Source organism: Leucobacter sp. L43, from assembly GCF_016597785.1.
Lineage (GTDB): Bacteria > Actinomycetota > Actinomycetes > Actinomycetales > Microbacteriaceae > Leucobacter > Leucobacter alluvii.
Map to the genome: position 1 here is coordinate 540227 of NZ_JAENJG010000002.1, position 26419 is coordinate 566645.

A 26419-nucleotide genomic window follows, 5' to 3' on the forward strand; every position below is an offset into this window, starting at 1 on the left:
CCGCGCGCCGCGCCGCAACGCTTAGAAGCGAGCCCGAGCGTACTGCGGCGGTACGAGCTCCTCCGCAACGGGTGCGCGCAGTTCGTGCGCCCAGCTGATCGGCAGATGCGGGTTGGCGAGCAGCGGGCGGCCGAGGGAGATGATGTCGGCCTGGCCGGTGGCGAGGATGCCCTCCGCCTGCTCGGCGCTCGTGATGAGCCCGACTGCGCTGATGGGGAGCGCTCCGGTCTCCCGCAGCTGCGCTGCGAGCGGCACCTGGTAGGACGGGCCGACCGGAATCGGGGCGCCTGGTGTATTGCCGGCCGTCGAGGTGTCGACCAGATCGGCACCGTCTTCCGCGAGCCACCCCGTCACGCGGGCCGCCTCTGCGCCGTCGAACCCGCCGTCGAGCCATTCGGTGGCCGAGACGCGCACCACCATCGGCAGCTCGGGGTGCGCTGCGCGAACCGCGCGCACGATCTCACGGAGCAACCGCGCACGCCCTGCAAGATCACCGCCGTACTCATCGGCGCGTTCGTTGGAGAAGGGCGAGAGGAACTCGTGGATGAGATAGCCGTGAGCGGCATGGATCTCGACCACGTCGAAGCCGGCCTGGACTGCGCGGCGCGCTGCATCGACGAACGACTGCACCAGATCTGCGATGTCGGCCGTGTCGAGTGCGCGAGGCTCAGCGAAGTCACCGAACGCGAGCGCCGAAGGCGCGACGGTCTCCCAGCCGCCCTCCGCGATCGGAACCGAGCCATCGGCGAAGCCGGGGAGCGATGGATACGTCGATCCCTTGCGGCCAGCATGCGCGAGCTGGATGCCGATCTTCGCCCCATGGGCGTGCACTGCGTCGACGATGCGGGAGAGGGGCGGGAGCTGCGCGTCGTCCCAGATGCCCGGGCAGCGCGGACTGATGCGTCCCTCAGGCGTCACCGCGGTCGCCTCCATGAACACGAGACCGGCTCCGCCGCGAGCGAAACTGCCGAGATGCTGCAGGTGCCAATCGCCGACGATCCCGTCTTCGGACTCGACCGAGTACTGGCACATCGGCGCCACCCAGAGTCGATTGCGGATCTCAAGATTGCGGAGGGTGAACGAGCGGAAGAGGAGGGGATCTGCCATAGCCAGTGAGCCTACTCCCGGCCTCCGACAATCGCGATGCGGGGAAGAAGAACGGCGGATGGTACGTTGCACCTTCCGACACCATTGAAGGAGGCGCTCACGACGTGACCGTGCTGATCCGCATACTGAAATTCACGCGATCACTCGCGCCGTACTACGCCGGCATCATGATCGCCGCCGCGATCGTGACCGCGGCGGGCCTGGCGGTCCCGTTCATCACGGGCCGGGCGACGGACGTCATCTCGGAGGCGCTCAGCGCGGGGGCGAGCGATGGCGGTGCGGCCCCCGGCGCGACGCGGTCGACGATCATCACGGTGATCCTGCTCGCGGTGGCCTTGCTCGCGGTCAGCCTGATCGAAGCGGGAGTGGGCAACGTCGGCGGCTACTGGGGCGACGTGATGAGCGCGAAGATGCGAACGATTCTGTCGACGCGGTATTTCGAGCAGTTGCTCTCGCTGCCGCAGCGCTACTACGACAATGAGCTGACCGGCACGATCGTGGCGCGCCTGAACCGGTCGATCTCCGAGATCACGAACTTCATGAAGTCGTTCTCGAACATGTTCGTGACGCTCATCCTCACCACCATCGCGGTGCTCGCAATCAGTGCGTGGTACTACTGGCCGCTGGCCGTGCTGCTGGCGATCGCCTACCCGGTCTACCTGTGGCTCACCGCGCTCACAAGCCGCCGCTGGCAGCGTCTCGAGGGCGACAAGAACGATCATGTCGATGTCGCTTCCGGTCGTTTCGCCGAGGTCGTCGGCCAGATGCGCGTGGTCAAGTCGTTCGTGAGCGAGCGCCGCGAGCTCAACGCGTTCAGCAGCCGCTTCCGGTCGACCGAGTCGCTCACCGCCGAGCAGTCGAAGCACTGGCATCGCATGGACGCACTCCGTCAAGGCGTGCTGCACGCGATCTTCTTCGGGTTGTACACGATCATCTTCGTGCGCACGGTGCTCGGCTTCTTCACGCTCGGCGAGATGGTGATGCTGGTGCAGCTCATGTCGATGGCGCGGCAGCCCGTCACGAGTCTCAGCTGGGTCGTCGACACCGCGCAGCGGGCGATCGCGGGATCGAAGTCGTACTTCGAGGTCATGGATCTCGACCCTCGCGACGTCGACGGCGGGGGGACCCGGCCCGTGAACGCCGATCGCGACGCCAGCGGCTCGCGCTCGGCGGTAGCGCCGGGCGCCGAGCCGGAGCAGGCACCGGCAGCTGCGATCTCGTTCCGCGGTGTGCACTTCGGCTACGACGACGATGCGAACGTGCTCTCGGATGTGACGTTCGATGTGGCCCCGGGGGAGCGGGTGGCGTTCGTCGGGGAATCGGGCGGCGGGAAGACCACACTGACGAACCTGCTCATGGGACTCTACGGCGTGCGCTCCGGGTCGATCTCGGTCGAGGGATCCGGAGCAGATCTCGAGTCGTTGCGACGGAACATCGGAGTCGTGTTCCAGGAGCCGGCGCTGTTCTCGGGCACCATCGCGGAGAACATCGCGTACGGTCGACCGGAGGCGACGCGGGAGGAGATCGACGAAGCGGCGCGCCGTGCGGCCGTCGACGTGTTCGTGCGCAAGTTCCCGCAGGGCTACGACACGGTGATCGGCGAGCGGGGCGTGAAGCTGTCCGGCGGGCAGAAACAGCGCATCGCGGTCGCGCGCGCCATGCTGAAGGACGCCCCGATCCTCGTGCTCGATGAGGCGACTTCGGCCCTCGATACGAAATCGGAGCGGATGGTGCAGGCGGGGCTCGAAGACCTCATGGTGGGTCGCACCACCCTCATCATCGCCCACCGACTGTCGACGATCGCGGAGGTCGATCGGATCTTCACGCTGCGCGACGGACGCATCGATGAGATCGGCACGCCGGCGGAACTCGCAGCCTCCGGAGGCATCTATTCGGAGCTGCTCGCCCTGCAGGCGTCACCCTCGTCTTCCGATCGCAAGCGGCTCCGCGAACTCGACGTGGTGGGGTGAGGCCCGAGCGAGAGCGCGTCGCCGCCGATGTCCGGGGTCTATGACAGTCTTGTCGTGTGTCACCGACCGCCCGGCGACCGCTCGTGAGTTCGTGAAGGAGGCTCCCGTGCACGAGATCATGTGCCCGCACTGCCGCAAGGCGTTCACCGTCGACGAAGCCGGGTACGCCGACATCGTGAAGCAGGTGCGAGACAGCGAGTTCGAGGCGCAGCTGCACGAACGTCTGGCACTGGCGGAGCACGACAAGCAGCAGGCGGTGCAGCTGGCCGAGGCCGCGGCTGCGGGTCGGTTGCAGCAGGCCGAGGCGGCGAAAGCAGCGGAGATCCAGCAGCTGCAGGCGCGGATCGAGGCGAGCGCCACGGCGCAGAAGCTCGCGGTGGCCGAGGCCCTCAGCGCGGTCGAGAAGGATCGCGACGCGCTTGCCGGCGAGCTCGACCAGGCGAAGCGCGAGCAGCGGACCGCGATCGAGCTCGCCGAAGCGAAGCTCGCGGCTGAGGCGGAGCAGCGGATCGCCGCACAGGAGCGGGAACTGCAGAGTGCGCGGGCGAAGCTCGCTTCGATGGAGCTCAGTCAGAAGCTGGAGCTCTCCGAGGCGGTGAGTGTCGTCGCTCGAGAACGCGATGAGCTGAAGAACAACCTGGAACGCGCTGCCCTCGAGAAGCAGCTCGCGGAGCGTTCCCTGAAGGAGTATCACGAGTTGCAGCTCAGGGACCGCGACGGCGAGATCGAACGGCTGAAGGACTTCAAGGCGCGGCTCTCGACGAAGATGGTGGGGGAGACCCTCGAGCAGCACTGCGAGGTGACCTTCAACCAGATCAGAGCCACGGCGTTCCCCAACGCGTACTTCGAGAAGGACAACGACGCGCGCACCGGGAGCAAGGGCGACTACATCTTCAGAGATCTCGATCTCAGTGACATCGAGATCGTCTCGATCATGTTCGAGATGAAGAACGAATCCGATGGCACCGCAACCAAGCACCGCAATGAGGATTTCTTGAAGGAGCTCGACAAGGACCGGCGCGAGAAGGGATGCGAGTACGCGGTGCTCGTGTCGCTGCTCGAGCCCGAGAGCGAACTGTACAACGGCGGCATCGTCGACGTCTCCCATCGCTACCCCAAGATGTACGTGATTCGGCCGCAGTTCTTCATCCCGCTGATCACTCTGCTGCGGAACGCGGCACTCAATTCACTGAAGTACAAGGCCGAGCTCGAGCAGGTGAAGTCGCAGAACATCGACATCACGCATTTCGAGAGCGAACTCGACAGCTTCAAAGACGCCTTCGGCCGCAACTACGACCTGGCATCGCGCCAGTTCCAGGAAGCGATCAAACGAATCGATACGTCGATCGCCGAGATGCAGAAGGTGAAAGACAATCTGCTGAAATCCGAGAACAACCTGCGCCTCGCCAACGACAAGGCCCAGGGGGTCACCATCAAGAAGCTGACGCGCGGCAACCCGACGATGCAGACGAAGTTCTCCGAGCTGGAGCGCGGAGACGCGACAGCGGGGGCAGGCGCCGACAGGAGCGCACGCACATGAATCTGGGAACGATTCTCGACTCCACGCACTTCGACGAATCGGACGAGGCATTCGCCGCGTTCGAGGAGTGGGCGTGGGAGGAGCGCGCACTCCGTCTCTACCCGGCGCAGGAGGAAGCGGTGCTCGGCATCGCCCTCGGCAGCAACGTCATTCTCGCGACGCCGACGGGCACCGGAAAATCGCTGGTCGCGATCGGAGCGCACTTCATCGCGCTCGCAGAAGGGCGCCGCACGGTGTACACGGCGCCGATCAAAGCGCTCGTCAGTGAGAAGTTCTTCGATCTGGTCGACGTGTTCGGCGCGGATCGCGTCGGCATGGTGACGGGTGACACGTCCATCAACCCGGATGCACCGATCCTCTGCTGCACAGCAGAGATCCTCGCCAACCTCGCCATCCGCGATCGCAGTGCGGGCGGCATCACGCAGGTGGTGATGGACGAGTTCCACTTCTACGCAGAACCGGAACGAGGCTGGGCATGGCAGGTGCCGTTGTTGCTGATGAACGACGCCCAGTTCCTCCTGATGTCGGCCACGCTCGGCGATGTCTCCGAACTCGCTGACGACCTCTCGCGACGCACCCAGCGCGACACAGCGCTGGTCACGGGCGTCGAGCGGCCGGTTCCGCTCACGTTCTCCTACGAGGTCGCGCCCGCCCACGAGGTCGTCGAGCAGTTGATCGAGGATCGCGAGACGCCCGCATACCTCGTGCACTTCAACCAGTCCCACGCCGTCGAACAGGCGCAAGCACTGTCGAGCATCCGCATCGTCGATCGTGCCGGTCGCGACGAGATCGCGGCCGCCATCGGAGATTTCCGTTTCTCCACGGGGTTCGGCTCGACCCTGTCACGCCTCGTGCGCTCGGGTATCGGCGTGCACCACGCTGGCATGCTGCCCCGCTACCGAAGGCTCGTCGAACAACTCGCTCAGCGCGGTCTGCTCCGTGTGATCTGCGGCACCGACACGCTCGGGGTCGGCATCAACGTGCCGATTCGCACCGTCGTCATCACAGCGCTCACCAAATTCGACGGTGAGAAGATGCGACGACTCTCCGCTCGAGAGTTCCATCAGATCGCCGGACGAGCCGGGCGCGCTGGATTCGACACCGAGGGCGACGTGGTCGCGCTCGCCCCGGAGCACGAGGTCGAGAACGCGAAATCAGCCGCGAAAGCGGCAGCGAAGGCGACGGGCGGGAAGAAGGCCAAGCCGGCGAAGAAGAAATCACCGCCGCAGGGGTTCATCGCCTGGAGCGAAAGCACCCTCGAGAAGCTCGTCGGCTCCCAGCCGGAGCCACTGGTGAGCCGCATGCGGGTGACGCACTCGATGGTGCTCGGCGTCATCGGGCGCGGAGAAGCCCGCGAGGGAGACGCGCTGCAGACGATGCGCACACTCGTCTTCGACAGCCACGAACCCCGCCCCGTGCAGTACGCCCATGCGCGCACCGCGATTGCCATCTTCCGTACGCTGCGACAAGGCGGCATCGTCGAAGTCCACGTCGATGAACGGGGTCAGCGCCTGCTGCGACTCACCGTCGATCTGCAGTCCAACTTCGCGTTGAACCAGCCGCTCTCGCCGTTCGCGCTCGCAGCGATCGAACTCCTCGATCCCGAGTCCGAGACCTACGCCCTCGATGTGATCTCGATCATCGAGGCGACTCTTGAAGACCCTCGGGCCATCATCCGCGCGCAGGAGCACAAGGCTCGCGGAGAGGCCGTCGCGGCGATGAAGGCGGAGGGCATCGAGTACGACGAGCGGATGGAACTGCTCGAGGCGGTCACGCACCCTCAACCGCTCAAGGAACTGCTCGACGAAGCCTTCACCGAGTACCTGAAGGAGGTACCGTGGGCGCGCGACTTCGCGCTCCGCCCCAAGTCCGTCGTCCGAGACATGATCGAGCGCGCCTTCGGGTTCCGCGATCTCGTCTCGTTCTATCAGCTCGGCCGGGCGGAGGGCGGAGTGCTGCGATACCTGAGCGACGCCTTCCGCGCCATCGAACGCACCGTGCCAGAGCAGGCGAAGAGCCCCGAGCTCGAGGAACTCATCGACTGGCTCGGCGAACTCGTGAGACAGGTCGACTCCAGCCTCATCGACGAGTGGGAAGCGCTCTCGAACCCCGACCCGGACGCGCACCGCAGGGCGCGGGCCCTGCTCGGCCTCGATGTCGACGGAGCGGAAGCAGCCGTCGCGCTCGCTCCGCCGACACGATCGGTGCTCACCAACCAGCGCGCATTCCTCGTCATGTTGCGCAACGCACTCTTCAGGCGCGTCCAGGCGGCCGCCTTCGAGCGCTACGACGAACTGGCCGAACTCGACGCGGCTCGCGGCTTCGGCGAGCAGAAATGGCGCGACGCCCTCGCCGGCTATTACGACGAGTACGACGACATCCGCGTCGACGCCGATGCGCGCGCGGCGTCCCTGCTCGAACTCGACCGGAGCAGCGCACCCGAAGGGTTCTGGCGCTTCAGGCAAGTGCTGCTCGACCCGAACGGCGACCACGACTGGGCCATCGAAGGCTCTGTCGACCTCGCCGAATCCGAAGCAGAGGGCGAACCCGTCGTGCGCGTCGAGCGCGTCGGCCCGTTCGCCGGGTGACCGCCCGGCGGCTCGCGCACAGTGATCTCGAGCCGCCTTCGGAGAGCCGCACCGGCGACGCCCAGGCGCGGCACGCCGGGCCTGCCCCGATGGAAGCCCCTGTAGCCCTAGAATCGGACCAATTGTCTAGAGGGGGGCCTCATTGTGATTCCGTTTGCAGAGCGTACTCGGGTACTCGTCGTCATCGGCACGCGCCCGGAGGCGATCAAGATGATCCCGGTCATCCGCGCCTTGCAGGATTCGGGAACGTTTCGGCCGGTGGTGATCGCCACGGGTCAGCACACGAATCTCGTCGACGACCTCCTCCGCCAATCGGGCATGCGCGTCGACGCCAACCTGCGCGCGAGCGAGATCGTCGACGGTGTTCGCCCCACACTCAACGAGATGTTCGCGAGAGTGATGACCGGCATCGACCGCATCTGGTCAAACCAGGAAGTCGAAGATCGCTTCCGCGCCGACGGACGACGCGAGGTTGCCGGAGCCGTCGCCTGCCTCGTGCACGGCGATACGAGCTCAGCGGCCGCCGCCGCCCTCGCAGCGTTCAATCTGCAGATCCCCGTCGTGCACGTGGAAGCGGGATTGCGCACATCGAACCTCCTCGCGCCATTCCCGGAGGAAGGCAACCGGCAGTTGATCTCGCGCATCGCCGCGCTGCACCTTGCACCCACGACCACGAACAAGATGAATCTCGTGCGCGAAGGCGTCGACTACGACCGCGTCCTGGTGACGGGGAACACCTCGATCGACATGCTGCGCTGGGCCTCCACCTGGGAGGGCGGATTCGGTCCTGGGCTCGAGGCGCTGGACACGCAGCCCAGGCCGCGCATCGTGCTCGTCACCGCTCACCGACGCGAGAACTGGGGGAAGGGGCTCGAGAACATCGCGACAGCCGTGCGCATCCTCGCCGGCCAGCACCCCGAGACGCAGTTCGCTGTTCCGATGCACCCCAATCCTGTCGCTCGGCAACCACTGCTCGATGCGCTCGGCGCGGTGTCGAACGTGCACCTGGTGGAGCCGCGCGACTATCTCGACTTCGCCCGGCTGATGGACGCCGCCCACCTGATCATCACGGACTCGGGCGGAGTGCAAGAAGAAGCACCGGCACTCGGCACCCCCGTGCTCGTCGCACGCGAGACCACGGAGCGCGAAGAGGGGGTGCAGGCCGGCACACTCACCCTCGTGGGAACGGATGTCGATCGGATCGTGACCGAGGCGACCCGCCTGCTGACCGATGAGCTGGAGTACGCCCGCCGGTCGGCGCGCGCCAATCCGTACGGCGATGGGCTCGCATCGGAGCGCATCGTGCAGGCGCTCGACCACATTCTTCGCGGTGGTGAACCTGCCAAGGAGGTGTCGGGAAACGAACTGCGGGAAGCCGTGCGGCGACGCCTCGGCCTGCAGGCGGGCGAGATTCATGCCTGAACCCGTTCTGCCCGCCGGGGCCGCGCTCGTCCCAGCCGTGGTGCTGCAGATCGTCGTTGGCATCGTGGATCCCGGGACGGAGATCGTCACCGAGGTCATCGACTACCTCTTCCACATGTACGACGGCATGCCGCTCTGGGCGCTGCCCGTCTTCCTCATCGCTCTCGTGCTGATCATCGCGAGTTTCGTCTCGCTCATCGTGCTCATTGCGCGAGCTCGCAGGCAGCGCCGGTTGGCCCGGCGCGGTCCGCAGACGCGTGAGGATTCCTCCGAGGCGGAGTTTCTCTGGGTGTACATGGTGCCCGCCTTGAACGAGGAGGTGACGATCACGGACTCTGTGTCGCGCCTTCTGGAGATCGAGGTGACGAACAAGTCGATCCTCGTCATCAACGACGGGTCGGACGATGCGACGGGCGATATTCTCGCGAACATCGACGCCCCCGAGTTGACGGTGCTCACACGAGTCGCGCCGAACGCGCGTCAGGGCAAGTCCGAGGCTTTGAACGATGCCTGGCGCTACCTGCATCGCGTGGTCATCGGGCAGGGGTCGTTCGCTGGATGGGATCCGCAGCGCGTCATCGTGACGATCGTCGATGCGGACGGTCGACTCGACCGCAAAGCCTGGAGAGCGGCGGAGATCTTCGATGCCGACGACCTGTGCGGCGGAGTGCAGTCGCAGGTGCGAATCTACAATCGCTCGACCTTTCTCACCTGGTCGCAGGACCTCGAGTTCGGCGTCTTCGGCTCCGTGTTTCAGTTGGGACGCATGGGATGGGGCACCGCGAACATGGGCGGAAACGGGCAGTTCAATCGTCTTGCAGCGCTCGACTCCGTCGCGGTGGAGGATGCGCATGGCCAGGTTGGCCCGTGGAAAGCCGGCCGTTTGACGGAGGATCAGGACATCGGGCTGCGCATGATCCATGCGGGATGGCGAGGCGCGCAATCGGGCGACATCGTCATCGAACAACAAGGACTGAGCTCGCTCCGCGCCCTGTATCGGCAGCGCACGCGTTGGGCGCAGGGCGCTTGGCAGGTGCTCGACCTCCTTCCCGAGAGCGTCGGCAACCGGCGATTGTCGTTCGCGGCGCGCTGCGATCAGCTGTGGTACTTGCTGACGCCTCTGATTCAGGCGTGGGTCGGCCTATCCGTGCTGCTGAGCGTCGTGTTCCTCGCCGTCGGAATCGTTGTTCCTGATGGCTCGATCGTCATCCTGGTGCTGTTCTACGTGTTCTCGGCGACGCCGGGCATCGCCGGGGTGCTGTTCGCGCGTCCTCCGCAGGGACTGCTCTCGGTTCTCAGAAACCTCTTGCTGGCTCACGCGTATCTCATCTACTCGTGGCTGATCTTCCCCGTCGTCTATCGGTCGCTGATACGTCAGCTGACCGGGCGCAACAGCTGGGCGAAAACGAAACGTGAGGCGATCGAGCCAGCATCCGCAGAGGGCGTGCCGGGCGACGGCGCAGCCTGACCCCGCGGGATCACCCAGTCTCAGCGCTCCGACCCGCGTCGGCCAGTATCTGTGCAGCACGGTCGTCGCTGACGCCGAGCGCCCGCAGCCGTTCGACGGCTCCGAGTGCGATACCCCGCGCCGCTGCTTCGACGGGATCGTCGCCCAGCGACACGAAAGTGCCCGCTCGGCCGCGTCCCTCGATCACTCCGGTCGCTTCGAGGGCTCGGTAGGCCGACGCGACCGTGTTCGCAGCGAGCCCCAGGTGCGCGGCCAACCCGCGAACCGTCGGGAGCTTCGCGCCCGGCGCGAGGCGGCCCTGGGAGATCGCTCGCACCACCCCATCGTGGAGTTGGCGGTACGGCGGCTCGGGTGATCCGGGGTCGATGACGAAGAGGTCGAGTGCGGCGTCGCTCATACCGTCAGGCTAGCGGGGGGAACGGGCGCGCGTCATCGCGGCTGCGAATCCCACTAGAATCGCCCCATGCGTCTTGGAGTGATCGACGTCGGATCAAACACCGTCCACCTGCTCGTCGTCGACGCCCATCCGGGCGCGAGCCCTGTGCCGTTCCACTCGCAGCGCTCGGTGCTGCGGCTCATGCGCTACCTCGACGCCGACGGCGCCATCGCCGAGGAAGGCGTGGTGCGGATCGTCGAAGCGATTCGTGAATGCGCCGAGATCGCGCGGGAGATCGGCGTCGACGACCTGATCTCGACGGCGACGAGCGCGATCCGCGAAGCGGCGAACGGCGAGGACGTGCTGGCGCGCGTCACCCGCGAGACGGGCATCGTGCTGCACGTGCTGTCGGGGGAGGATGAGGCGCGTATCACCATGCTGGCGGTGCGTCGGTGGCTGGGCTGGTCAGCTGGAGAAGTGCTGCTGTTCGACATCGGCGGCGGTTCCTTCGAGATCGCTCAGGGCGCCGATGAGTACCCCGATGTGCAGGTGTCGCTGCCGCTCGGCGCCGGGCGATCCACCATCAACTTCCTCGCCGAGGATCCGCCCTCGCGCGAAGCGGTCTCCCGCTTGCGCGCCCACGCTCGAGCCGAGTTCACGAGGGTGCGCGACGAGCTCTTCGCCGACCGTCCTCGCCCCAAGCGCGTGGTCGGCACGTCGAAGACGATCCGCTCACTCGCCCGGCTCGTCGGGGGTCCCTCCGATCCGGTGACGGGAGACCTCGCGCAGTTGCACTATGTCGGCCTGCGCGAATGGGAGCCCTCCCTGCGCGAGATGCCCGGCGCGGTGCGGGAGTACCTGCCTGGAATCACTCCGGAGCGCGGCTACCAGATCATGGCCGGTGCCGTGGTGCTGCGCACCGCGATGAAGGTGTTCGAAGTCGAGACGCTCACGATCTCGCCGTGGGCGCTGCGCGAGGGGATCGTGCTGCGATACATCGACGCGCTCGACGGCCGCGGCGCCGAGCCGGTGCGCTCCGAGGCCTGAACCGGTGAGTCGCCGGACGAGGTGTCTCGCCGGAGTCTCGGCCCGTCGTGCGTCGAGAGCGCAGTCGAGGTCCATCGCGCGCCGACCCGGATGCCGAACTGCGCGTTCGTCCGACGTGCCGCGCAGAACCGGTCGAGAGATCCGACTCGGGCCCGCGTTTGCGAAGATGGACGCATGATCGTCGTTCAGGATGCCGAGGTTCGGGAGCGCGAGGTGACGCTGCTGAGTCCCACCTCGTTCGCAGCGGCGGGCGGTGACGCCGTGGTCGTGCGCGGAGCGAACGGATCGGGGAAGTCGACGCTGCTCCGACTGGTCGCAGGCCTGAGGTCGCCGTCGAGCGGCACAGTGAGCATCGACGGGCGCGACGCCGCGTCCCGCGACCCGCACACTCGGCGCAGCGTCGCGGCCATGATCGGGATGCCGCCGCTCGCGCCCGACCTCACGGTGCGCGATCATGTGCTGCTCGTCGCGACGACGTGGTCCGCGTCGGGCCGGGACGCCGAGCGGCTGACCTGCCGCGTGCTCGATGAGCTCGACTTGAGCCCCCTCGCCACACGGTTCCCGCACGAACTCTCGTCGGGGCAGACGCAGCTCTTCGGGCTCGCCCTCGTGCTCGCCCGCCCGTCTGACGCACTCGTGCTCGACGAACCCGAGCAGCGGCTGGATGTCGATCGCATCGGACTGGTTGTCGGCGCCGTCAATCGGCGCCGCGAGTCTGGTGCTGCGGTCGTGGTGGCGACGCACAGCGACGTGCTCGAAGCCGGCATCGGGGGCCGTACCCTCTGGCTGCAGGGCGCCGCATGAGATACCGCCCGGCTCGCGCCGCCCTCGCCATCTGGAACGCCTCGCACGCTCGTTCGCCCAGCGACCGGCGCTACGCCGGTTACCTCGGCGTGATGGTCGCGATCGCGTTCGTCGCCCCCGCGGTGCGCGCGCTCTGGGGTGCTGTCTCGCAGCCGCACGTGCTGCACGCGCTCGTGGCGCCGGAGGCTCCGCTGGTCGGCGGGCTCTGCGTCGCCGGCCTGTGGGTCTTCGCGCTGCTCTTCGGCGGTCTCCGCGGCCCGGCACTGCGTCCGCCTCTGCTCACGTACACCTTTGCGCGCAGTGAGCTGTCGCGCATTTCGGCATTCGGCGGCAGCGTCGTGCGGGCGGGTGCCGCGCTCACTGCGACGACCGCGATGGTCGGCGCAGCGCTCGGAACGCTGCTCGGCGTGGCGCGCGGGGTGACGCTCCTCGACCTGTTCGCGGTCGCCTCTCTGGGTGTGTGCATCGGCGCCTGCGTCGGCGTCATCGCTACGCTGGCCTGGCTCACCGGGCAAGCGGTACCGCGGGGGGCGAGTGCTTCGTCCGCAGCTCTGGCGATCCTCACGGGCATCACGATCGCGTTTCCCTCGCTGACTCCTTTCACGCCGTGGGGATGGGTCGCCGCGCTCTGGCGCGAGGCGGCGCTTTCCGCGGGGGAACTCTCCGTCGGCGCGTCCTGGCTCGTGCCGCTCACCCTGCTCTGCGCGCTCGCCCTCGTGCTCATGTCGATCGCTCCGACGCTCTTCGCGCGACTGGACACTCAGGTGCTCGAGTCGCAGGCCGCGAGATGGGCGGCCTCCGCGGTGCACGCGTACGGCATGGATTTCAACGCCTCGCTGTCGACCTACCGCGGCAGCCCCTGGGCCGGAAGGCGTGTTCGTGCGGTGCGCGCGGGCCCACGCGGGAGACGCGGAGTCGCACTCGCACGGACATTCCTGATCCGCGACGTACTCGGTGCCGCGCGGACGCCGGGACGACTGACCGGGGGCGCGGTCGGCGTCGCCGCTGCCAGCGTCGCAGTGACGCTCGCGAGCAGCGCGACGGAGCCCGGCGTCGGGTTCGGGGTACTCAGCGCCCTCGCCGCAGTGCTCGCCTTCGGCGCGCTCGGTCCGTTCACCGACGGCGTTCGTCACGCCGCGGCTGTCTCCGCCGATCTGCCCATCTACGGTGTCGGCGACGCCCACCTGCTCGTACTGCACACCGTTTTCCCGGTGCTCGCCGTGCTGATGATCGGCGTGATCGCGGCCTCCATCTCAGCATTCCTGCTCGGAGCGCCGCCGCTCGCCGCGGTGCTCGGCTCCGCCATCGTCGGAATGTGCGCCGTGCTCGCGCGGGTGAGCAACGCACTGAAAGGTCCGCTGCCGCTGCGGCTGCTCGCTCCGATTCCCACCCCGGAGGGCGACCTGAGCGGTGCGATGCGCTTCGTCTGGTCGATCGACGGCGTGGTGCTCGTCGCACTGGTCGGTGCGACGGCGCCGCTCGCGTTGATCGCGCCGGCGTGGTGCATCGCCGCGTGCTCCCTGCTGGCCGCCGTCTGCGCTGCGCGCTGGAGAGGCCGGCGAACGGTCGCGGGCTGAGGTCTTGGGGTCGGGAACGAGCATGAGCGCTCGGCTGGAGCGCCCGCGCTGGCGCACCGGCTAGGACTGTGCTGCATGTGATGCGGATGTGCCTTCGAGGTGGGGCCGTGCCGCTTCGAGCATGGCGCGCGGTTCGTCAGCCCAGAAGCGCACGATCCGTGCCGTTTCGGTCGCATCCGGGAGTCGCACCTCGACTGGGTGCTTGAGCACGATCTCGAGGTTCGTCTCGTTCTGCACGCGCAGATGGAGGATCCGGCCGCGGTCGCTGTTCGTGAATCTGGGCGGCTTCGGCGGAGGGTGCGCAACATCGGCGACGATGGCCACGGAGTGAATATCGCTCCAACTCAGATCGAGACCGAGCTGCGGCCCCTCCTGCACGCGGATCCCGCCGGGGGCGACGGTGTGCGGGCGCGTGATGAACCCGAGGAGCAGGCCGATCATCCACATGAGTCCCCAGATGCCCGCTGCGAGCAGCGTGATGCGAATCACCGGCCAGGGGCGGGCGATGAGATCGAGGATCGGGATCTCCACTGCCGAGAGCACGATGAAGATGACGAGGATCGAGCGAATCGGAGCGTGATACGCGAACGCGACCCCGCCCTTCGGGGCGCGCGGCCGTCGCGCCGCGAAGCGCCACAGGCTGCTCCAGACTCCGACCTCCCAGCGCCAGGCCTGCCGGGCGAGCCGTGCGAGACGTGTGCGCAGGCGATTGGACGAACGTGCGTCGGATCGTGGGGGCGTCGCCGGTGTCGAGTCTTCTGGCTGTGTCACGTCGCCTCCGTCACCTCGGGGTAGGCGTCGGCGATGAGACGCGCGAGGACGCCTTCCACGTGCTCGAGCCCTCGGAGGAGCGCATCCGCATGATCGGGGGCGAGACCTGCGACGAGTGCGCGTGAGAGATCCGCGTGCTGATCCGCCATTCGCTCCATCGCTCCTCTGCCGATGCCGGTGAGCGTCACCAGGGTCGCTCGGCGATCGGAGGGATGCGGTTCTCGGGAGACGTACCCGGTCGATTCGAGTGCGTCGACGAGGCCCGTCACGTTCCTCGGGCTCACCTCCAGCGCAGCGGCGAGGTCGCGCTGTGTCGACGGGCCGGCGTGGTGCAGCACCCAGAGGAGGTGCGTCCGCGAGGTGGTGAGACCGGTGCCGGCGAAACTCCGCTCCATGTCGAGTTGGAGGAGCTGGCCGATGGCGAGCACGCGATCGAGCACAGTGGGAGGCGGAGTCGCCATCGGTGAACTGGCGGGCTGGGACATATCGGTACTCTACATCATTGTTACCTCCCTTCACTATGAGGCTGTTTCAGCGCAGACTCCTGCGCAACGTTCGCGATGTGTGCGATTTCCAATGCGGGTTCGGTAAGGTGGGTGATGCAGGGGGAGTATTCCCATCCGCAGTAGTCCCGTCAATACGAGTGCATCGATGTACTTCGGGCTATTGGCCTCGAACTCACGGAATCCGTGACACGATCGGGGTGGAAGAGACCTTGGTGTCCTCCACCGACCCCTAGGAGCCCCCATGCAGGTCACCCCCATGATCTGGATCATCACGATCCTCGTCACGATCGCGTTCTTCGTCTACGAGTTCTTCGCGCACGTGCGCAAGCCGCACGAGCCGACCATCGGCGAGTCGGCGCGCTGGTCGGCGTTCTATATCGGCCTCGCGCTCCTCTTCGGCGTCGGCATCGGTTTCACGTCGGGCTGGAACTTCGGAGGGGAGTACTTCGCGGGCTACCTCACGGAGAAGGCGCTGTCGATCGACAATCTGTTCGTCTTCCTGCTCGTGATGAGCGCGTTCGCGGTGCCGAAGAAGTACCAGCAGAAGGTGCTGATGGTCGGCATCATCATCGCGCTGATCCTGCGCGGCGCCTTCATCGCGGTGGGTGCGACGCTCATCGAGAACCTCAGCTGGATCTTCTACGTCTTCGGCGCGCTCCTGCTCTTCCTCGCCTATCGCCAGGCGTTCGCGAACCACGACGCCGACCCGGCGAACGGGCGGTTCATCAAGTTCGTCCGCCGCGTGCTCCCGGTCACCGACGAGTATCACGAGGACAAGCTCACCGCCAAGATCGACGGCAAGCGCTTCTTCACTCCGATGTTCCTCACGATCGTCGCGATCGGGTTCATCGACCTCATCTTCGCGGTCGACTCGATCCCCGCGATCTACGGCCTCACGAATGAGGCGTACATCGTGTTCACCGCGAACGCGTTCGCGCTCATGGGGCTGCGCCAGCTGTTCTTCTTGATCGGCGGCCTGCTCGAACGTCTCGTCTACCTCTCGCAGGGACTCGCAGTCATTCTCGCCTTCATCGGCGTGAAGCTCGTCTTCCACGCGCTGCACGTCAACGAGCTCCCGTTCATCAACGGCGGTGAGCCCTTGCTCTGGGTGCCCGAGATTCCGATCTGGTTCTCACTGCTCTTCATCGCGGTGACCATCGCCGTCGCCACCATCCTGAGTCTTCGCAAGACGCGCGGCGACCGCAAGGCCACCGAGCGCATCGAGGAACGACGGGACCGGGCAGCCGACCCGGAATCCGACATCGCCGATGCGCGCGCCGCGCGCCAGCGATCAGCTGACGAGCAGTAGCTCCGCTCGTGCTTGAGTGCCGGCGTGAGCGCGCGCGCTGACCACGCAAGCTGAGCCTGAAGCGCGCAGTGCCCTCGAGGTTTCGACCGAGGGGGCACTGCTGTTCTTCCGCGTAGCCGGAATTCGAGCCGCGAAAGCGCGGTTTCGGCTCGCTTCCAGGGTGCGCGGGTGCCGAAGTGCGCTTTCGCGCAGACGGGGCGGTGGGGGGCGCGTGCGCGAGCGTGCGGGCGCGTGCGCGAGCGCGCGGGGGCGGGCCGCGGCAGCCCGCAGACCCTACCCGGCGGCTGGGTGCTCGCTCAGCGCCACCGCGTGCCGGATCGCGACGGCGAGCTGTCGCACGGCCGTCGTCGGCTGCTCGCCGTTTCCCTCAGGCGGGGCCGCCAGGAGCACGGATCTCGCGAATGCCGGGTCGTCGATCGGGCGGAGCACGACGCCCGGGTGCGTGGGGCCGGCTGCGAGTTTCGCGACGAGCCCGATCACCATGCCGGCGGCGATCATCCCGAGCATCACCTGGAAGTCATCGGTTCGAATTGCGACTTCGAGGGCGCGCCCCTCAGCGGCGAACGCGTCGACGAGCACCGAGTCCATCGGGTCGTGCAGACTCGTGCCAAGCAGCCAGCGCTCACCGTGCAGTGACATGAGCGCTTCGCGGTCGATCGAGGCGCGGTCGGCGAGCGGATGATCCTCCGGGAGCGCGAGGAGCAGCGGATCGCGCAGCACCTCGGTGGTCACGATGTCGGGTCGCAGCGGCACCTCGTATCCGGGCACCGAGTACAGCAGCGCGGCGTCGAGAGTGCGATCGTTGACGTGCGCGACGAGCGGACCCACCTCTTCGAGTACCGCGTCGATCTCGATGCCGAGGTCGGCGACTTGGGACACGACTGATGGCAGTAGCTTCGCCGCAGCGGTGGGAAACGTGCCGAACTTCAGGCGCGCCCGTCCCATCTGGGCGAGATCGCGCGCATCGCGCAGCGCGCGATCGGTGAGGGTGAGGATCTCCTGGCCCCGATCGAGTATCAGCACTCCGACGGGTGTCGGCGTCGAACCGCGCTTGGAGCGCTCGAGCACGGGGGAGCCGACGAGCCGCTCCAGGTTGCGCAGGTGGTAGTCGACCGTCGGCTGGCTCCAGCCGAGCGCGCGCCCGGCGCGGGTGACGGATCCCTCGCGCTGCACCGCGCGGAGCGCCTGTAACTGTCGGAGATCGATCATCGCTGCACTGCTCCAGTCACTTATCTCATGTGGTGCTCTCGGGCACACGAGTGATCCTCTCACATACGACGTATGTGGCATCACAGGGGAGACGGGGGTTCCGCACACGTCCGGTCCCGGTCATGATGGCAACCATGCTGCACACCGATGTTCCCGCACAGACGATCGCGCCCTCCGAGCTCTCGGGAGCCGGGACCTCGATCATGCCGTCGGAGCAGCGCGCAGCGGCTGAGCAGCAGCCGACGCCGCGCTTCCGGCTGGACCACAGCGCCGCGCCCTACGCCGATGCGCTCGAAGCGTACGCGGATCGAGGCTCGGTGCAGCTCATGGTGCCCGGGCACGGAGGAACGGAAGACGATCTCAGCGGACGCCTGGCCGGCTTCCTCGGCGAGCGCGCGCTCCGACTCGACATCCCCATGCTCATGGACGGCGTTGACCTGCTCGCGCGCGGCCAGGAGCAGACACCCCTGGACCGAGCCCTGGAGCTCGCCGCCGACGCCTGGGGCGCGAAGCGCACCTGGTTCCTGACGAACGGCGCGTCGCAGGCGAATCGCACGATCGCACTCGCGGCCCGCGGTCTGGGCGACCGCATCCTCGCGCAGCGCAGCGCGCACTCCAGCTTCAGCGACGGCATCCTGCTCGCCGGCATCACGCCGAGCTATGTGATGCCCAACGTCGATGCGGAGCACGGCATGGCGCACGGCGTCTCGCCCGCAGCGCTCGAAGCGGCGCTGGTCGAAGCCGAACAGGCTGGGAACCCCGCCCACGCGGTCTACGTCATCTCGCCGAGCTACTTCGGGTCCGTCTCAGACGTGCAGGGTCTGGCGCGGGTCGCGCACGCCCACAACGCTCCGCTCATCGTCGACGGCGCCTGGGGCCCGCACTTCGGATTCCACCCAGAGCTTCCCGAGTCGCCCGCACGCCTCGGCGCCGACGTCGTCATCTCGAGCACGCACAAGCTCGCGGGCTCATTGACGCAGTCGGCGATGCTGCACCTGGGCGACGGTCCGTTCGCGGATCGCCTGGAGCCGCTCATCGAACGAGCCTTCAGCATGACCGCTTCGACGTCGACCAGCGCGCTGCTGCGCGGATCGCTCGACATCGCCCGGCACGCACTCGCGACGGGCGAGGAGTCGATCGGGCGCTCGGTCGCGGGAGCGCGCCGCTTCCGCGAGATCCTTCGCGAAGACCCCCGGTTCGCCGTGGTGAGCGACACCTTCGACCGGTTCGACGACATCGTGGATACCGACCTGCTGCGCGTGCCGATCGACGTGAGCGGAGCGGGCGTCGGCGGGCACTGGTTGCGGCAGCACCTCGTCGAGCACCACGACATGTACTTCGAGATGTCGACGGCAACGTCGATCGTGGCCGTGATCGGCGCGGGCAAGTCGCATGACTTCGATGCCGTGTACGCCGCGATCGTGGCGAGCGTCGAGTCGCCCGAAGCCGACCGCGAGCGGGCCGCTGCCGGCGACGCCCACGACTTCCCGAGCCTGCCGGCACCGGGCGCGTACCGCGTCAGCCCGCGAGACGGATTCTTCGGCGCGACCGAAGTGGTGAGCGCGACCGAGGCTGTGGGCCGTGTCTCGGCTGACACGCTCGCCGCGTACCCGCCCGGGATCCCCAACGTGATGCCCGGCGAAGAGATCACCGAGGAAGCGGTAGCCTTTCTGCAGGCGGTCGCGGCTTCTCCGACCGGCTACGTGCGCGGCGCGATCGACCCGGCGGTCGATCGGTTCCGAGTACTGGCCGGCGGCTGACCCCGCGGCGCCTGCGACGGCGCCGCTCTGACTTCGCGGCCCACCGCCGCGGATTGCTCGAGATCCGAGCATCTCCTGGAAGACCAGGAACCCTCACTGCGCGAGCACCGAGGGACGAATGACGGGGCCCTCGGGGCCCAGTGACAACGAAGTCTGGAGAAGACACGTATGGCAAGCTCTCTGCGGCAGCAGCTCTTCCGAGTCAAGCCCGTTCCACGCGACGGGGGTGAGAGCGGGAGTCAGCTGAAGCGCAGCATCGGGCTCGTTCCGCTCACCATGATCGGCGTCGGCGGCACCATCGGCACCGGCATCTTCTTCATTCTCTCCGAGGCCGTGCCGATCGCGGGGCCGGCGGTCATCTGGTCGTTCATCATCGCCGGGCTCGTCGCGGGCCTCTCGGTACTGTGCTACGCGGAACTCGCGAGCTCCGTGCCGGTCTCCGGATCCTCCTACTCCTATGCCTACAGCACGCTCGGCGAGCTGCCGGCGATGGGCGTCGCCGCCTGCCTGCTTCTCGAATACGGCGTCTCGACCGCCGCTGTCGCGGTCGGCTGGTCGCAGTACGTGAACCAGCTGGTGAACAATCTCTTCGGATTCCAGTTCCCGCCCGAGCTGCTGTACGCGCCTGAAGAGGGCGGCATCATCAATCTGCCTGCGGTGATCCTCATCGCGCTCTGCTGCCTGCTGCTGATTCGCGGCACCACCCATTCCGTCGTCACCAACACGGTGATGGTCGTCATCAAGATCGCAGTGCTGCTCTTCTTCGTCGCGGTCGGCATCACGGGCTGGAACATCGACCACTTCGCCAACTTCGCGCCGTTCGGGCTCGGCGGCATCATGACCGGCGCCGGCATCATCTTCTTCTCGTTCGTGGGCCTCGACGCCGTCGCCACCGCCGGCGATGAGGCGAAGAACCCGCGCCGCAACCTGCCGATCGCGTTGATCACGGCACTGATCCTGGTGACGACCGTCTACGTGCTCGTCGCCGTGACCGCGCTCGGTGCGCAGGCGACCGAGGATTTCGACGGCCAGAGCGCCGGACTCTCGGCGATCCTCGAGAACATCGTCGGAGCCTCGTGGCCGGGCACCGTGGTCGCCGCGGGCGCCGTCATCTCGATCTTCAGCGTGACGCTGGTCGTGCTCTACGGCCAGACGCGCATCCTCTTCACCATGTCGCGCGACGGCATGGCGCCGAAGATCTTCAGCAGGGTCAACCCGCGCACCGGTACCCCGATCGCCAACACCATCATCGTGTCGGTCATCGTCGCGATCCTCGCCGGTGTGCTGCCGATCAACTTCCTGGCCGAGATGACATCGATCGGAACACTGGCCGCCTTCACCGTCGTATCGATCGCGGTCATGGTGCTGCGCCATCGCGAACCGGATCTGGAGCGCAAATTCAAGGTGCCGCTGTATCCCGTCATCCCGATTCTGTCGATCATCGGCTGCCTCTGGATCATCAAGGATCTGCGCCCGATCACGATCATCGTGTTCGCCATCTGGACCGCGCTCGTGCTCGTCTGGTATTACTTCACCGGCCGCAAGAACTCGGTGCTCGGGCGTCGCATCGATACGGGCATGATCGTGCTCGTCGGGCCCGGGCGCTACCGGCTCGGTTCCTCTGAAGGGGAGCTGTACGACGGCGGCGAGCTCGAGGAGTCCGAGGATCGCGTGGCGCCGCACAAGTAGCCGCTCACCGGCCGGCCCGCGGCTTCGCTGCGTCGTGCCGGTGGGGCGACGTTCGGCGCGAGTTGACCGTGCACGGGGCGCCGGACAAGATGGAGCGTATGCAGGAGGAGCGGATGCGAGTCGCGAAGCGCGGCCGATCGGCCTCGCCGCCGGTCGGCCGTTTGCAGGCGTGGACGGGGTACGTGTAGCGCGATCAGCGCCGTGCCCAATCCCACTGTTTCGAGGCGACTCAGCGCGCCTCAGCGCGCCTCAGCGCCCACCGGTCGAATCCCGACCTGATCTTTGGAGTACCCAGATGACCGCAGTACCTCGCGTTTCCACGTCGACCCCCGTCCTCTCGCAGCCCACCCCGGAGGGGAACCGTCTCGGTGAGCTCTGGTCGATCCTGCCAGAGGAATCCGCCGTCGACGAAGCTGGCGTGCTGCACCTCGGCGGAGTGCCCGTGACCGAGCTCGCCGAGCAGTACGGTACGCCGCTGTACGTCTACGACGAGGCCGGATTGCGCCGACAGATCCGGCGCTTCATCGACGGCCTCAGCGCGCGGTGGCCCGCGTCGGAGGTGCTGTTCGCGTCGAAGTCGTTCCCGGCCGTCGGCATGTACCGGGTCGCTGCTGAAGAGGGGCTGTCCGTCGACATCGCCGGCGGGGGAGAGCTGCGCCTCGCACTCGCAGCCGGAGTGTCTCCGTCGAAGCTGCACTTCCACGGCAATGCGAAGACGGACGCCGAGCTGCGCATGGCCATCGACGCCGGAGTCGACACGATCATCGTCGACAACACCGACGAGCTCGATCGCCTCGAGCGCCTGCTCACGAAGCCCCAGAAGCTCCTCCTGCGCGTGATTCCGGGTGTCGAGGCGAAGACCCACGCCTCCCAGGCGACGGGTGGGGCCGACTCCAAGTTCGGACTCCCGATGGACCAGGCGCTCGCGGCCATCGAACGCATGCGCGCGCACCCCCTCCTCGAATTCGAGGGCGTGCACCTGCACATCGGCTCGCAGATCCTCGACGTCGAGCAGTTCGGCGAGGCCGTTGCGAAGATCTCGACGGCCGGCGAGTTCGACGTCTACGATGTGGGCGGCGGACTCGGCGTCAAATACACCTACGACGAGGTCGCGCCGTCGGTCGACGCATACCTCGGCACGATCGTGGCGGCGGCTCGCGCGCACCTGCCGTCCGGTGCCCGCATCATGATCGAACCCGGACGCGCCATCGTGGCGCGCGCCGGTGTCACGCTGTACCGCGTCACCACGGTGAAGCGCACCGGTCGCACGTTCGTCGCCGTCGACGGAGGCCTCGCCGACCAGATGGATGCCGCCCTCACCGGCCAGCGCTTCGAAGCGCTGCTCGGCAACCGAGCGCTCGAACCCTGGACGGAGACGTCGCAGCTCGTCGGTCGCCAGTGCGAATCGGGCGACCTGCTCGTCGATCGTGCACCCTTGCCCGAGGCTCGCGTCGGCGACCTCGCCGTCGTTGCGACGACCGGTGCGTACGGGTACACCCTCGCGAACAACTACAACGGTGCGCTCAAGCCCGCGATCGTGTTCGTGCGCGACGGCGCCGCCCGCCTGGTGGCTCGGCGCGAGACGTACGAAGAACTGCTGGCGCTGCACGCGCCCGCGCTCGAGGGGTAGTCCGCGGCGAACCGCTGTCGAATCGAGGCGGCGACGCGCGCGGGCCGCGCACGTCACCGCCTCGTTTTGAGTTCGCGGGCGTTCCGGGGTAGAGTTAACTCTCGGTGCCGCGCTCCTCCAGGGCCGCGGATTTCCGCTTTGGGATATGGTGTAATTGGCAACACTACGGTTTCTGGTACCGTCATTCTAGGTTCGAGTCCTGGTATCCCAGCGAGTGCAACCCCCGGTCTCTACCGGGGGTTTTTGCGTGTCGCCCGGAGACGAATCGCCCGCCGATACCGCCGATACCGCCGATACCGCCGATACAGCCGATACAGCCGATGCAGTCGCGGCATCCGCTCTATCCCCGGAGGCGCGCGACCTCTGCAGCGACGTTGGCGCGCGCACGCGATTCCCACAGATGGCGCGCGGCGGCGGTGAAGTACACCGACGGCCGATCGAGGTACGCCTCGAGAATGCGGGCGCGTTCTGCCGCGAAGTCCGCGTCGGGAACGTGCGCGTACTCCGAGCGCACGGCCGCTGCGTACTCCGCATAGCGAGACGGAGACGATGCGAAGATCCAGAGATCCACATCAAGCAGGTGCGCGAGTGTGGTGCCCGGCCGTGCCCGCGGGCCGGATCGCGGCCCGCTCACGCCCGCATCCGTATCGGGAATCGTCGCGACGATGCTCGTGCGAACCTCGTCGACGAGGTCGCTCTGGAGTCCCAATGCGGTGAGTGCTGACGATGCCAGCGCCGCAGACGCACGTTCGTCCTCACCGGTGGCTCCCGTGTACACCGCGTCGTGGAACCAGGCTGCCAGCAGCGTCGCGGGGGAGACGCGTTCCCCGCGAGTCTCCAGATGGTCGAGAGCGAGCAGCACATCTTCGAGGTGGCGCTCGTCGTGGTACCTGCGGTGCGGCTCGTTCCACCGCACGAGCAGATCGTCGCCGAGTTTCCGCCACGCATCGACGGCGGTGCTCGCGACCCCGAGCTGCACGCCCAGCACGCCCCACTGCTCGTGGAGGTACTGCCGGCGGCGCAGGGGAGTGACCGCATCGCGATCCACCTGGCGCACTCGCAACCCGCTCTCGCGCAGTCGAAGCACCACCTCGCGGCCCGTCACGGGCAGTGCTCCGAGCGCCACGGCACGATCGAAATTCGCGGCGGCGACGTCGTAATGGTCGAGATCGAAGCTTCGACGCGGAAACCCGAGCAACCGCGCGAACGCGTGCAGTTCATCGGTGCTCGTATCCGAGACGAGGTGGCTCCAGAGGGTGCCGTGCGCGGGCCAAGCCGGCGGGTCGATGAGGATCGCCATTCGTTCAGCGTACTGCTCCCATACCGGTGCACGGAGGAGCCGCGTCGGCAGAAGCGACGCTCACCGCCTACCACAACGGGTTTCCGCACGCCGCCCCCTGGCCGCTCAGCCCGGGCGCTGCGACCATGGGTTCCATGGCGACTTCACCTTCCGTACTCACCGACCCCCTCTCTCGCTCGGCGCGAAAGGCGCGCGTCGGGATTGCGAAACTGGTGCAGGACGACGCACCGAAGCTCATGACCCGCGGCTACGGCTTCGGTGCGGCGATCTGGGACCGCACCCGAGCGGGAGCGCGAGCGGTGCCCATGCGGCTGCTGGGGCGGCAGGCGCTGCTCGTACGCGGAGCCGAAGGCGTTGCGACGTTCTACGACAACGACCGCATTGCTCGCCACGGGGCGATGCCGGCATTCGTGCAGGAGACGTTGTTCGGCCACGGATCAGTGCACAGCCTCGACGGCACGGAGCACCGTCACCGGAAAGCGACCTTCGTCGACGTCGCGTACGAAGACGCGGCGGTCGAGGCGCTGAAGCCGCTGCTCGAACGCGAGTGGCGCGCCGAGCGAGACGAGTGGATCGCGGGCGGCGATCGGTCCGCGTACGACGCGGCAGCCGGGGCTCTCGGACGCGCCATCATGCACTGGGCCGGGCTGCCGGGCACCGATGAGGCGCTCACCCGCTGGTCGGCGCGGATGGCGCAGATCGTGGACGGCTTCGGGGCGCCGTACTCGCCGAGCTTTCCGCTCGCAGCCGCGAATCGCGCGTGGTCCGACCGTCATGCGCGCAAGCTCATCGAGGCGGTGCGCGGGGGCGAGCTCGACGCTCCGGAAGGATCGGCGCTGCGCGCCTGGGCGTGGCACCGGGACGAGAACGACCTGCTGCTCCCCGCGAATCTCGCCGGCATCGAGCTGCAGAACTGCATCCGTCCAATGGTCGCCGTCGCCCGCTTCGTCGCGTTCGCCGCGAAAGAACTTCACGACCGGCCCGAGTGGCGCGATCGCATCGCCGCGTCGGTGGAGGAGCGCGGCGGCGCCCTCGTCGATGACCCGGTCGCGGTCGCCTTCGCGCAGGAGGTGCGCCGCACTGCTCCCTTCGTGCCGGTGCTGCCTGGCTGGGCGACGACGGACATCGAGGTCGACGGAGAAGTGGTGCCGAAGGGCGGGCGCGTCGTCCTCGACATCCTCGGCACGAACACCGACGACCGCTCGTGGGAGCGGGCCGGTGCCTTCGATCCCTCGCGATTCCTGGGGGTCGACGACTACGAGGCGATCGACACCTTCATCCCGCACGGCGGTGCGGGAGTCGCGACGGGCCACCGCTGCCCCGGGGAGAAGCTCGCCATTGCAGGGCTCGCTGCTGCGGCCGCGGCACTGAGCGACCCGCGTGTGCGCATACTCGACGAGGGCCTCGAGGTGAACCGACGCCGTCTGCCGACGAAGCCGGCCTCGGGAGGCAAGGTGCGCGCGGCGGCGGCCGTTGCGAAGTGCCCGTTCCACTGAGCGTAGACGAGCGCGGGAAAGCCGCTACTGTGATCGCATGTCGACTGATGAGTCAACGCAGCACCCGTACCTCGCCGGCCGGGCACGGCCGCAGATCATCGCGCACCGAGGGTTCGTGGCCTCGGAGCTCGCGGCCATCGGCGTAGCGGAGAACACGCGTGCCGCCTTCACGGCTGCGCTCGCCGCAGGGGCCGACTGCTTGGAGACGGACTGCCGCCTGACGCGCGACGGCGTGGTGGTGCTCGCTCACGATGCTGACCTCACGCGAGTCGCGAACGATTCACGGGCCATCGCCCAGGTCGATCTCGCCGAGCTCGACGAGATCTTCGCCGCGCGCGGCGGGCTGCTGACGCTCGAGCGGGCACTCACCGAGTTTCCGCGGGCGCACTGGAACATCGACGTCAAATCGAGGGCGGTCGCCGCGCCGCTCGGCAGAGCTGTCGCCCCGCATGGAGCGCGGGTGCTGGTGACGAGCTTCTCCGACGCCTATCGCCGGGCAGCGCTCGCCGCCGCAGCGGCTGAACCTCGGGCGACGCCGCCAGCGACCTCCCCGGGGAAGCATGCGCTGGTGCGTGTGCTGCTCGCCGTCGCCAGCGGAGCCCCGCGTGTGATCGAGCGAGCGTTCGCGGGACTCGACGCTCTGCAGATTCCGGAGCGTCACGGCCGGTTCCGAGTGCTCACCCCGCGCCTCATCGCCGCAGCCCGCGCGCACGGCGTCGAAGTGCATGTGTGGACCGTCAACGACGGTCAGCGGATGCGAGAACTGCTCGAGATGGGGGTCGACGGCGTCGTCACGGACCGCACGGACGTCGCGGTGGCCGCACTCCGGTCGCGGTGATCGCCTGTGCGG

At 67.7% G+C, this 26419-nt stretch carries 20 protein-coding genes and 1 tRNA gene; 15 read left to right on the top strand and 6 right to left on the bottom strand.

Annotation, left to right across the window (positions count from 1 at the left end; all coding sequences use genetic code 11):
* Positions 1–21 precede the first annotated feature (21 nt).
* Positions 22–1107, bottom strand: coding sequence for an NADH:flavin oxidoreductase/NADH oxidase (locus tag JE033_RS11715; RefSeq protein WP_200331767.1), 1086 nt, complete (start codon positions 1105–1107; stop codon positions 22–24).
* Between the two features lie 104 nt (positions 1108–1211).
* On the opposite strand from JE033_RS11715, the gene JE033_RS11720 reads away from it, so the two are divergent.
* The 5 genes from JE033_RS11720 to JE033_RS11740 all read left to right on the top strand — a co-directional run bounded on the left by JE033_RS11720 (position 1212) and on the right by JE033_RS11740 (position 10095).
* Positions 1212–3077 carry an ABC transporter ATP-binding protein gene (locus tag JE033_RS11720; protein ID WP_200331769.1) on the top strand — a complete coding sequence of 622 codons (1866 nt, stop codon included), beginning with the start codon at positions 1212–1214 and terminating at the stop codon, positions 3075–3077.
* A 106-nt stretch (positions 3078–3183) separates the two neighbouring features.
* The gene (locus JE033_RS11725) at positions 3184–4617 is read left to right on the top strand and encodes a DUF2130 domain-containing protein (RefSeq protein ID WP_200331771.1); all 1434 of its coding nucleotides are present in this window, start codon (positions 3184–3186) and stop codon (positions 4615–4617) included.
* On the top strand, positions 4614–7205 hold the full coding sequence (locus JE033_RS11730) for an RNA helicase (protein WP_200331773.1): 2592 nt from the start codon (positions 4614–4616) through the stop codon (positions 7203–7205). Before JE033_RS11725 ends, JE033_RS11730 begins: the two co-directional genes overlap by 4 nt.
* Positions 7206–7349: 144 nt before the next feature.
* Positions 7350–8627 carry a non-hydrolyzing UDP-N-acetylglucosamine 2-epimerase gene (gene wecB, locus JE033_RS11735; RefSeq protein ID WP_200331775.1) on the top strand — a complete coding sequence of 426 codons (1278 nt, stop codon included), beginning with the start codon at positions 7350–7352 and terminating at the stop codon, positions 8625–8627.
* Positions 8620–10095 carry a glycosyltransferase gene (locus tag JE033_RS11740; protein ID WP_200331777.1) on the top strand — a complete coding sequence of 492 codons (1476 nt, stop codon included), beginning with the start codon at positions 8620–8622 and terminating at the stop codon, positions 10093–10095. Before wecB ends, JE033_RS11740 begins: the two co-directional genes overlap by 8 nt.
* Before the next feature lie 10 nt (positions 10096–10105).
* Here JE033_RS11740 and JE033_RS11745 read toward each other — a convergent pair whose 3' ends face one another.
* Positions 10106–10492, bottom strand: coding sequence for a GntR family transcriptional regulator (locus JE033_RS11745; RefSeq protein ID WP_200331779.1), 387 nt, complete (start codon positions 10490–10492; stop codon positions 10106–10108).
* Positions 10493–10558: 66 nt separating this feature from the next.
* Between JE033_RS11745 and JE033_RS11750 the strand changes: the two genes are divergently transcribed.
* The 3 genes from JE033_RS11750 to JE033_RS11760 all read left to right on the top strand — a co-directional run bounded on the left by JE033_RS11750 (position 10559) and on the right by JE033_RS11760 (position 13899).
* Positions 10559–11518, top strand: a complete 960-nt coding sequence (locus JE033_RS11750) for a Ppx/GppA phosphatase family protein (RefSeq protein ID WP_200331781.1) — start codon at positions 10559–10561, stop codon at positions 11516–11518.
* Between the two features lie 174 nt (positions 11519–11692).
* Positions 11693–12322 (top strand): ATP-binding cassette domain-containing protein, encoded by a 630-nt coding sequence (locus JE033_RS11755; RefSeq protein ID WP_200331783.1) that lies wholly within the window; start codon positions 11693–11695, stop codon positions 12320–12322.
* The gene (locus JE033_RS11760) at positions 12319–13899 is read left to right on the top strand and encodes a hypothetical protein (protein WP_200331785.1); all 1581 of its coding nucleotides are present in this window, start codon (positions 12319–12321) and stop codon (positions 13897–13899) included. The genes JE033_RS11755 and JE033_RS11760 overlap by 4 nt, the downstream gene beginning before the upstream one ends.
* Positions 13900–13959: 60 nt before the next feature.
* Here JE033_RS11760 and JE033_RS11765 read toward each other — a convergent pair whose 3' ends face one another.
* Both JE033_RS11765 and JE033_RS11770 read right to left on the bottom strand, forming a co-directional pair.
* Entirely contained in the window at positions 13960–14670 is a 711-nt protein-coding gene (locus JE033_RS11765; protein ID WP_370567952.1) for a hypothetical protein, read from the bottom strand.
* The gene (locus tag JE033_RS11770) at positions 14667–15155 is read right to left on the bottom strand and encodes a MarR family winged helix-turn-helix transcriptional regulator (protein WP_234037444.1); all 489 of its coding nucleotides are present in this window, start codon (positions 15153–15155) and stop codon (positions 14667–14669) included. The genes JE033_RS11765 and JE033_RS11770 overlap by 4 nt, the downstream gene beginning before the upstream one ends.
* Before the next feature lie 262 nt (positions 15156–15417).
* On the opposite strand from JE033_RS11770, the gene JE033_RS11775 reads away from it, so the two are divergent.
* Complete coding sequence (locus JE033_RS11775; RefSeq protein WP_200331787.1) at positions 15418–16485, top strand: TerC family protein; 1068 nt, start codon at positions 15418–15420, stop codon at positions 16483–16485.
* Positions 16486–16758: 273 nt separating this feature from the next.
* Here JE033_RS11775 and JE033_RS11780 read toward each other — a convergent pair whose 3' ends face one another.
* Positions 16759–17694, bottom strand: a complete 936-nt coding sequence (locus JE033_RS11780; protein WP_200331789.1) for a LysR family transcriptional regulator — start codon at positions 17692–17694, stop codon at positions 16759–16761.
* 134 nt (positions 17695–17828) lie between these two features.
* Here JE033_RS11780 and JE033_RS11785 point away from each other — a divergent pair, with 134 nt between their 5' ends.
* The 4 genes from JE033_RS11785 (at position 17829) to JE033_RS11800 (ending at position 22984) form a co-directional block, all read left to right on the top strand.
* Complete coding sequence (locus tag JE033_RS11785; protein WP_370567953.1) at positions 17829–19454, top strand: aminotransferase class I/II-fold pyridoxal phosphate-dependent enzyme; 1626 nt, start codon at positions 17829–17831, stop codon at positions 19452–19454.
* Positions 19455–19622: 168 nt separating this feature from the next.
* On the top strand, positions 19623–21143 hold the full coding sequence (locus JE033_RS11790; protein ID WP_090149984.1) for an APC family permease: 1521 nt from the start codon (positions 19623–19625) through the stop codon (positions 21141–21143).
* Between the two features lie 295 nt (positions 21144–21438).
* Positions 21439–22773: a diaminopimelate decarboxylase gene (gene lysA / locus JE033_RS11795; protein ID WP_200331791.1), complete on the top strand. Its 1335-nt coding sequence runs from the start codon at positions 21439–21441 to the stop codon at positions 22771–22773.
* A gap of 139 nt (positions 22774–22912) precedes the next feature.
* Positions 22913–22984 (top strand) — tRNA-Gln (locus tag JE033_RS11800).
* A gap of 129 nt (positions 22985–23113) precedes the next feature.
* Here JE033_RS11800 and JE033_RS11805 read toward each other — a convergent pair.
* Positions 23114–24073, bottom strand: coding sequence for a DUF4031 domain-containing protein (locus JE033_RS11805; RefSeq protein ID WP_200331793.1), 960 nt, complete (start codon positions 24071–24073; stop codon positions 23114–23116).
* 134 nt (positions 24074–24207) lie between these two features.
* On the opposite strand from JE033_RS11805, the gene JE033_RS11810 reads away from it, so the two are divergent.
* On the top strand, positions 24208–25569 hold the full coding sequence (locus JE033_RS11810) for a cytochrome P450 (RefSeq protein WP_200331795.1): 1362 nt from the start codon (positions 24208–24210) through the stop codon (positions 25567–25569).
* A gap of 37 nt (positions 25570–25606) precedes the next feature.
* Entirely contained in the window at positions 25607–26407 is an 801-nt protein-coding gene (locus JE033_RS11815; RefSeq protein ID WP_200331797.1) for a glycerophosphodiester phosphodiesterase family protein, read from the top strand.
* The last annotated feature ends 12 nt before the right edge of the window (positions 26408–26419 follow it).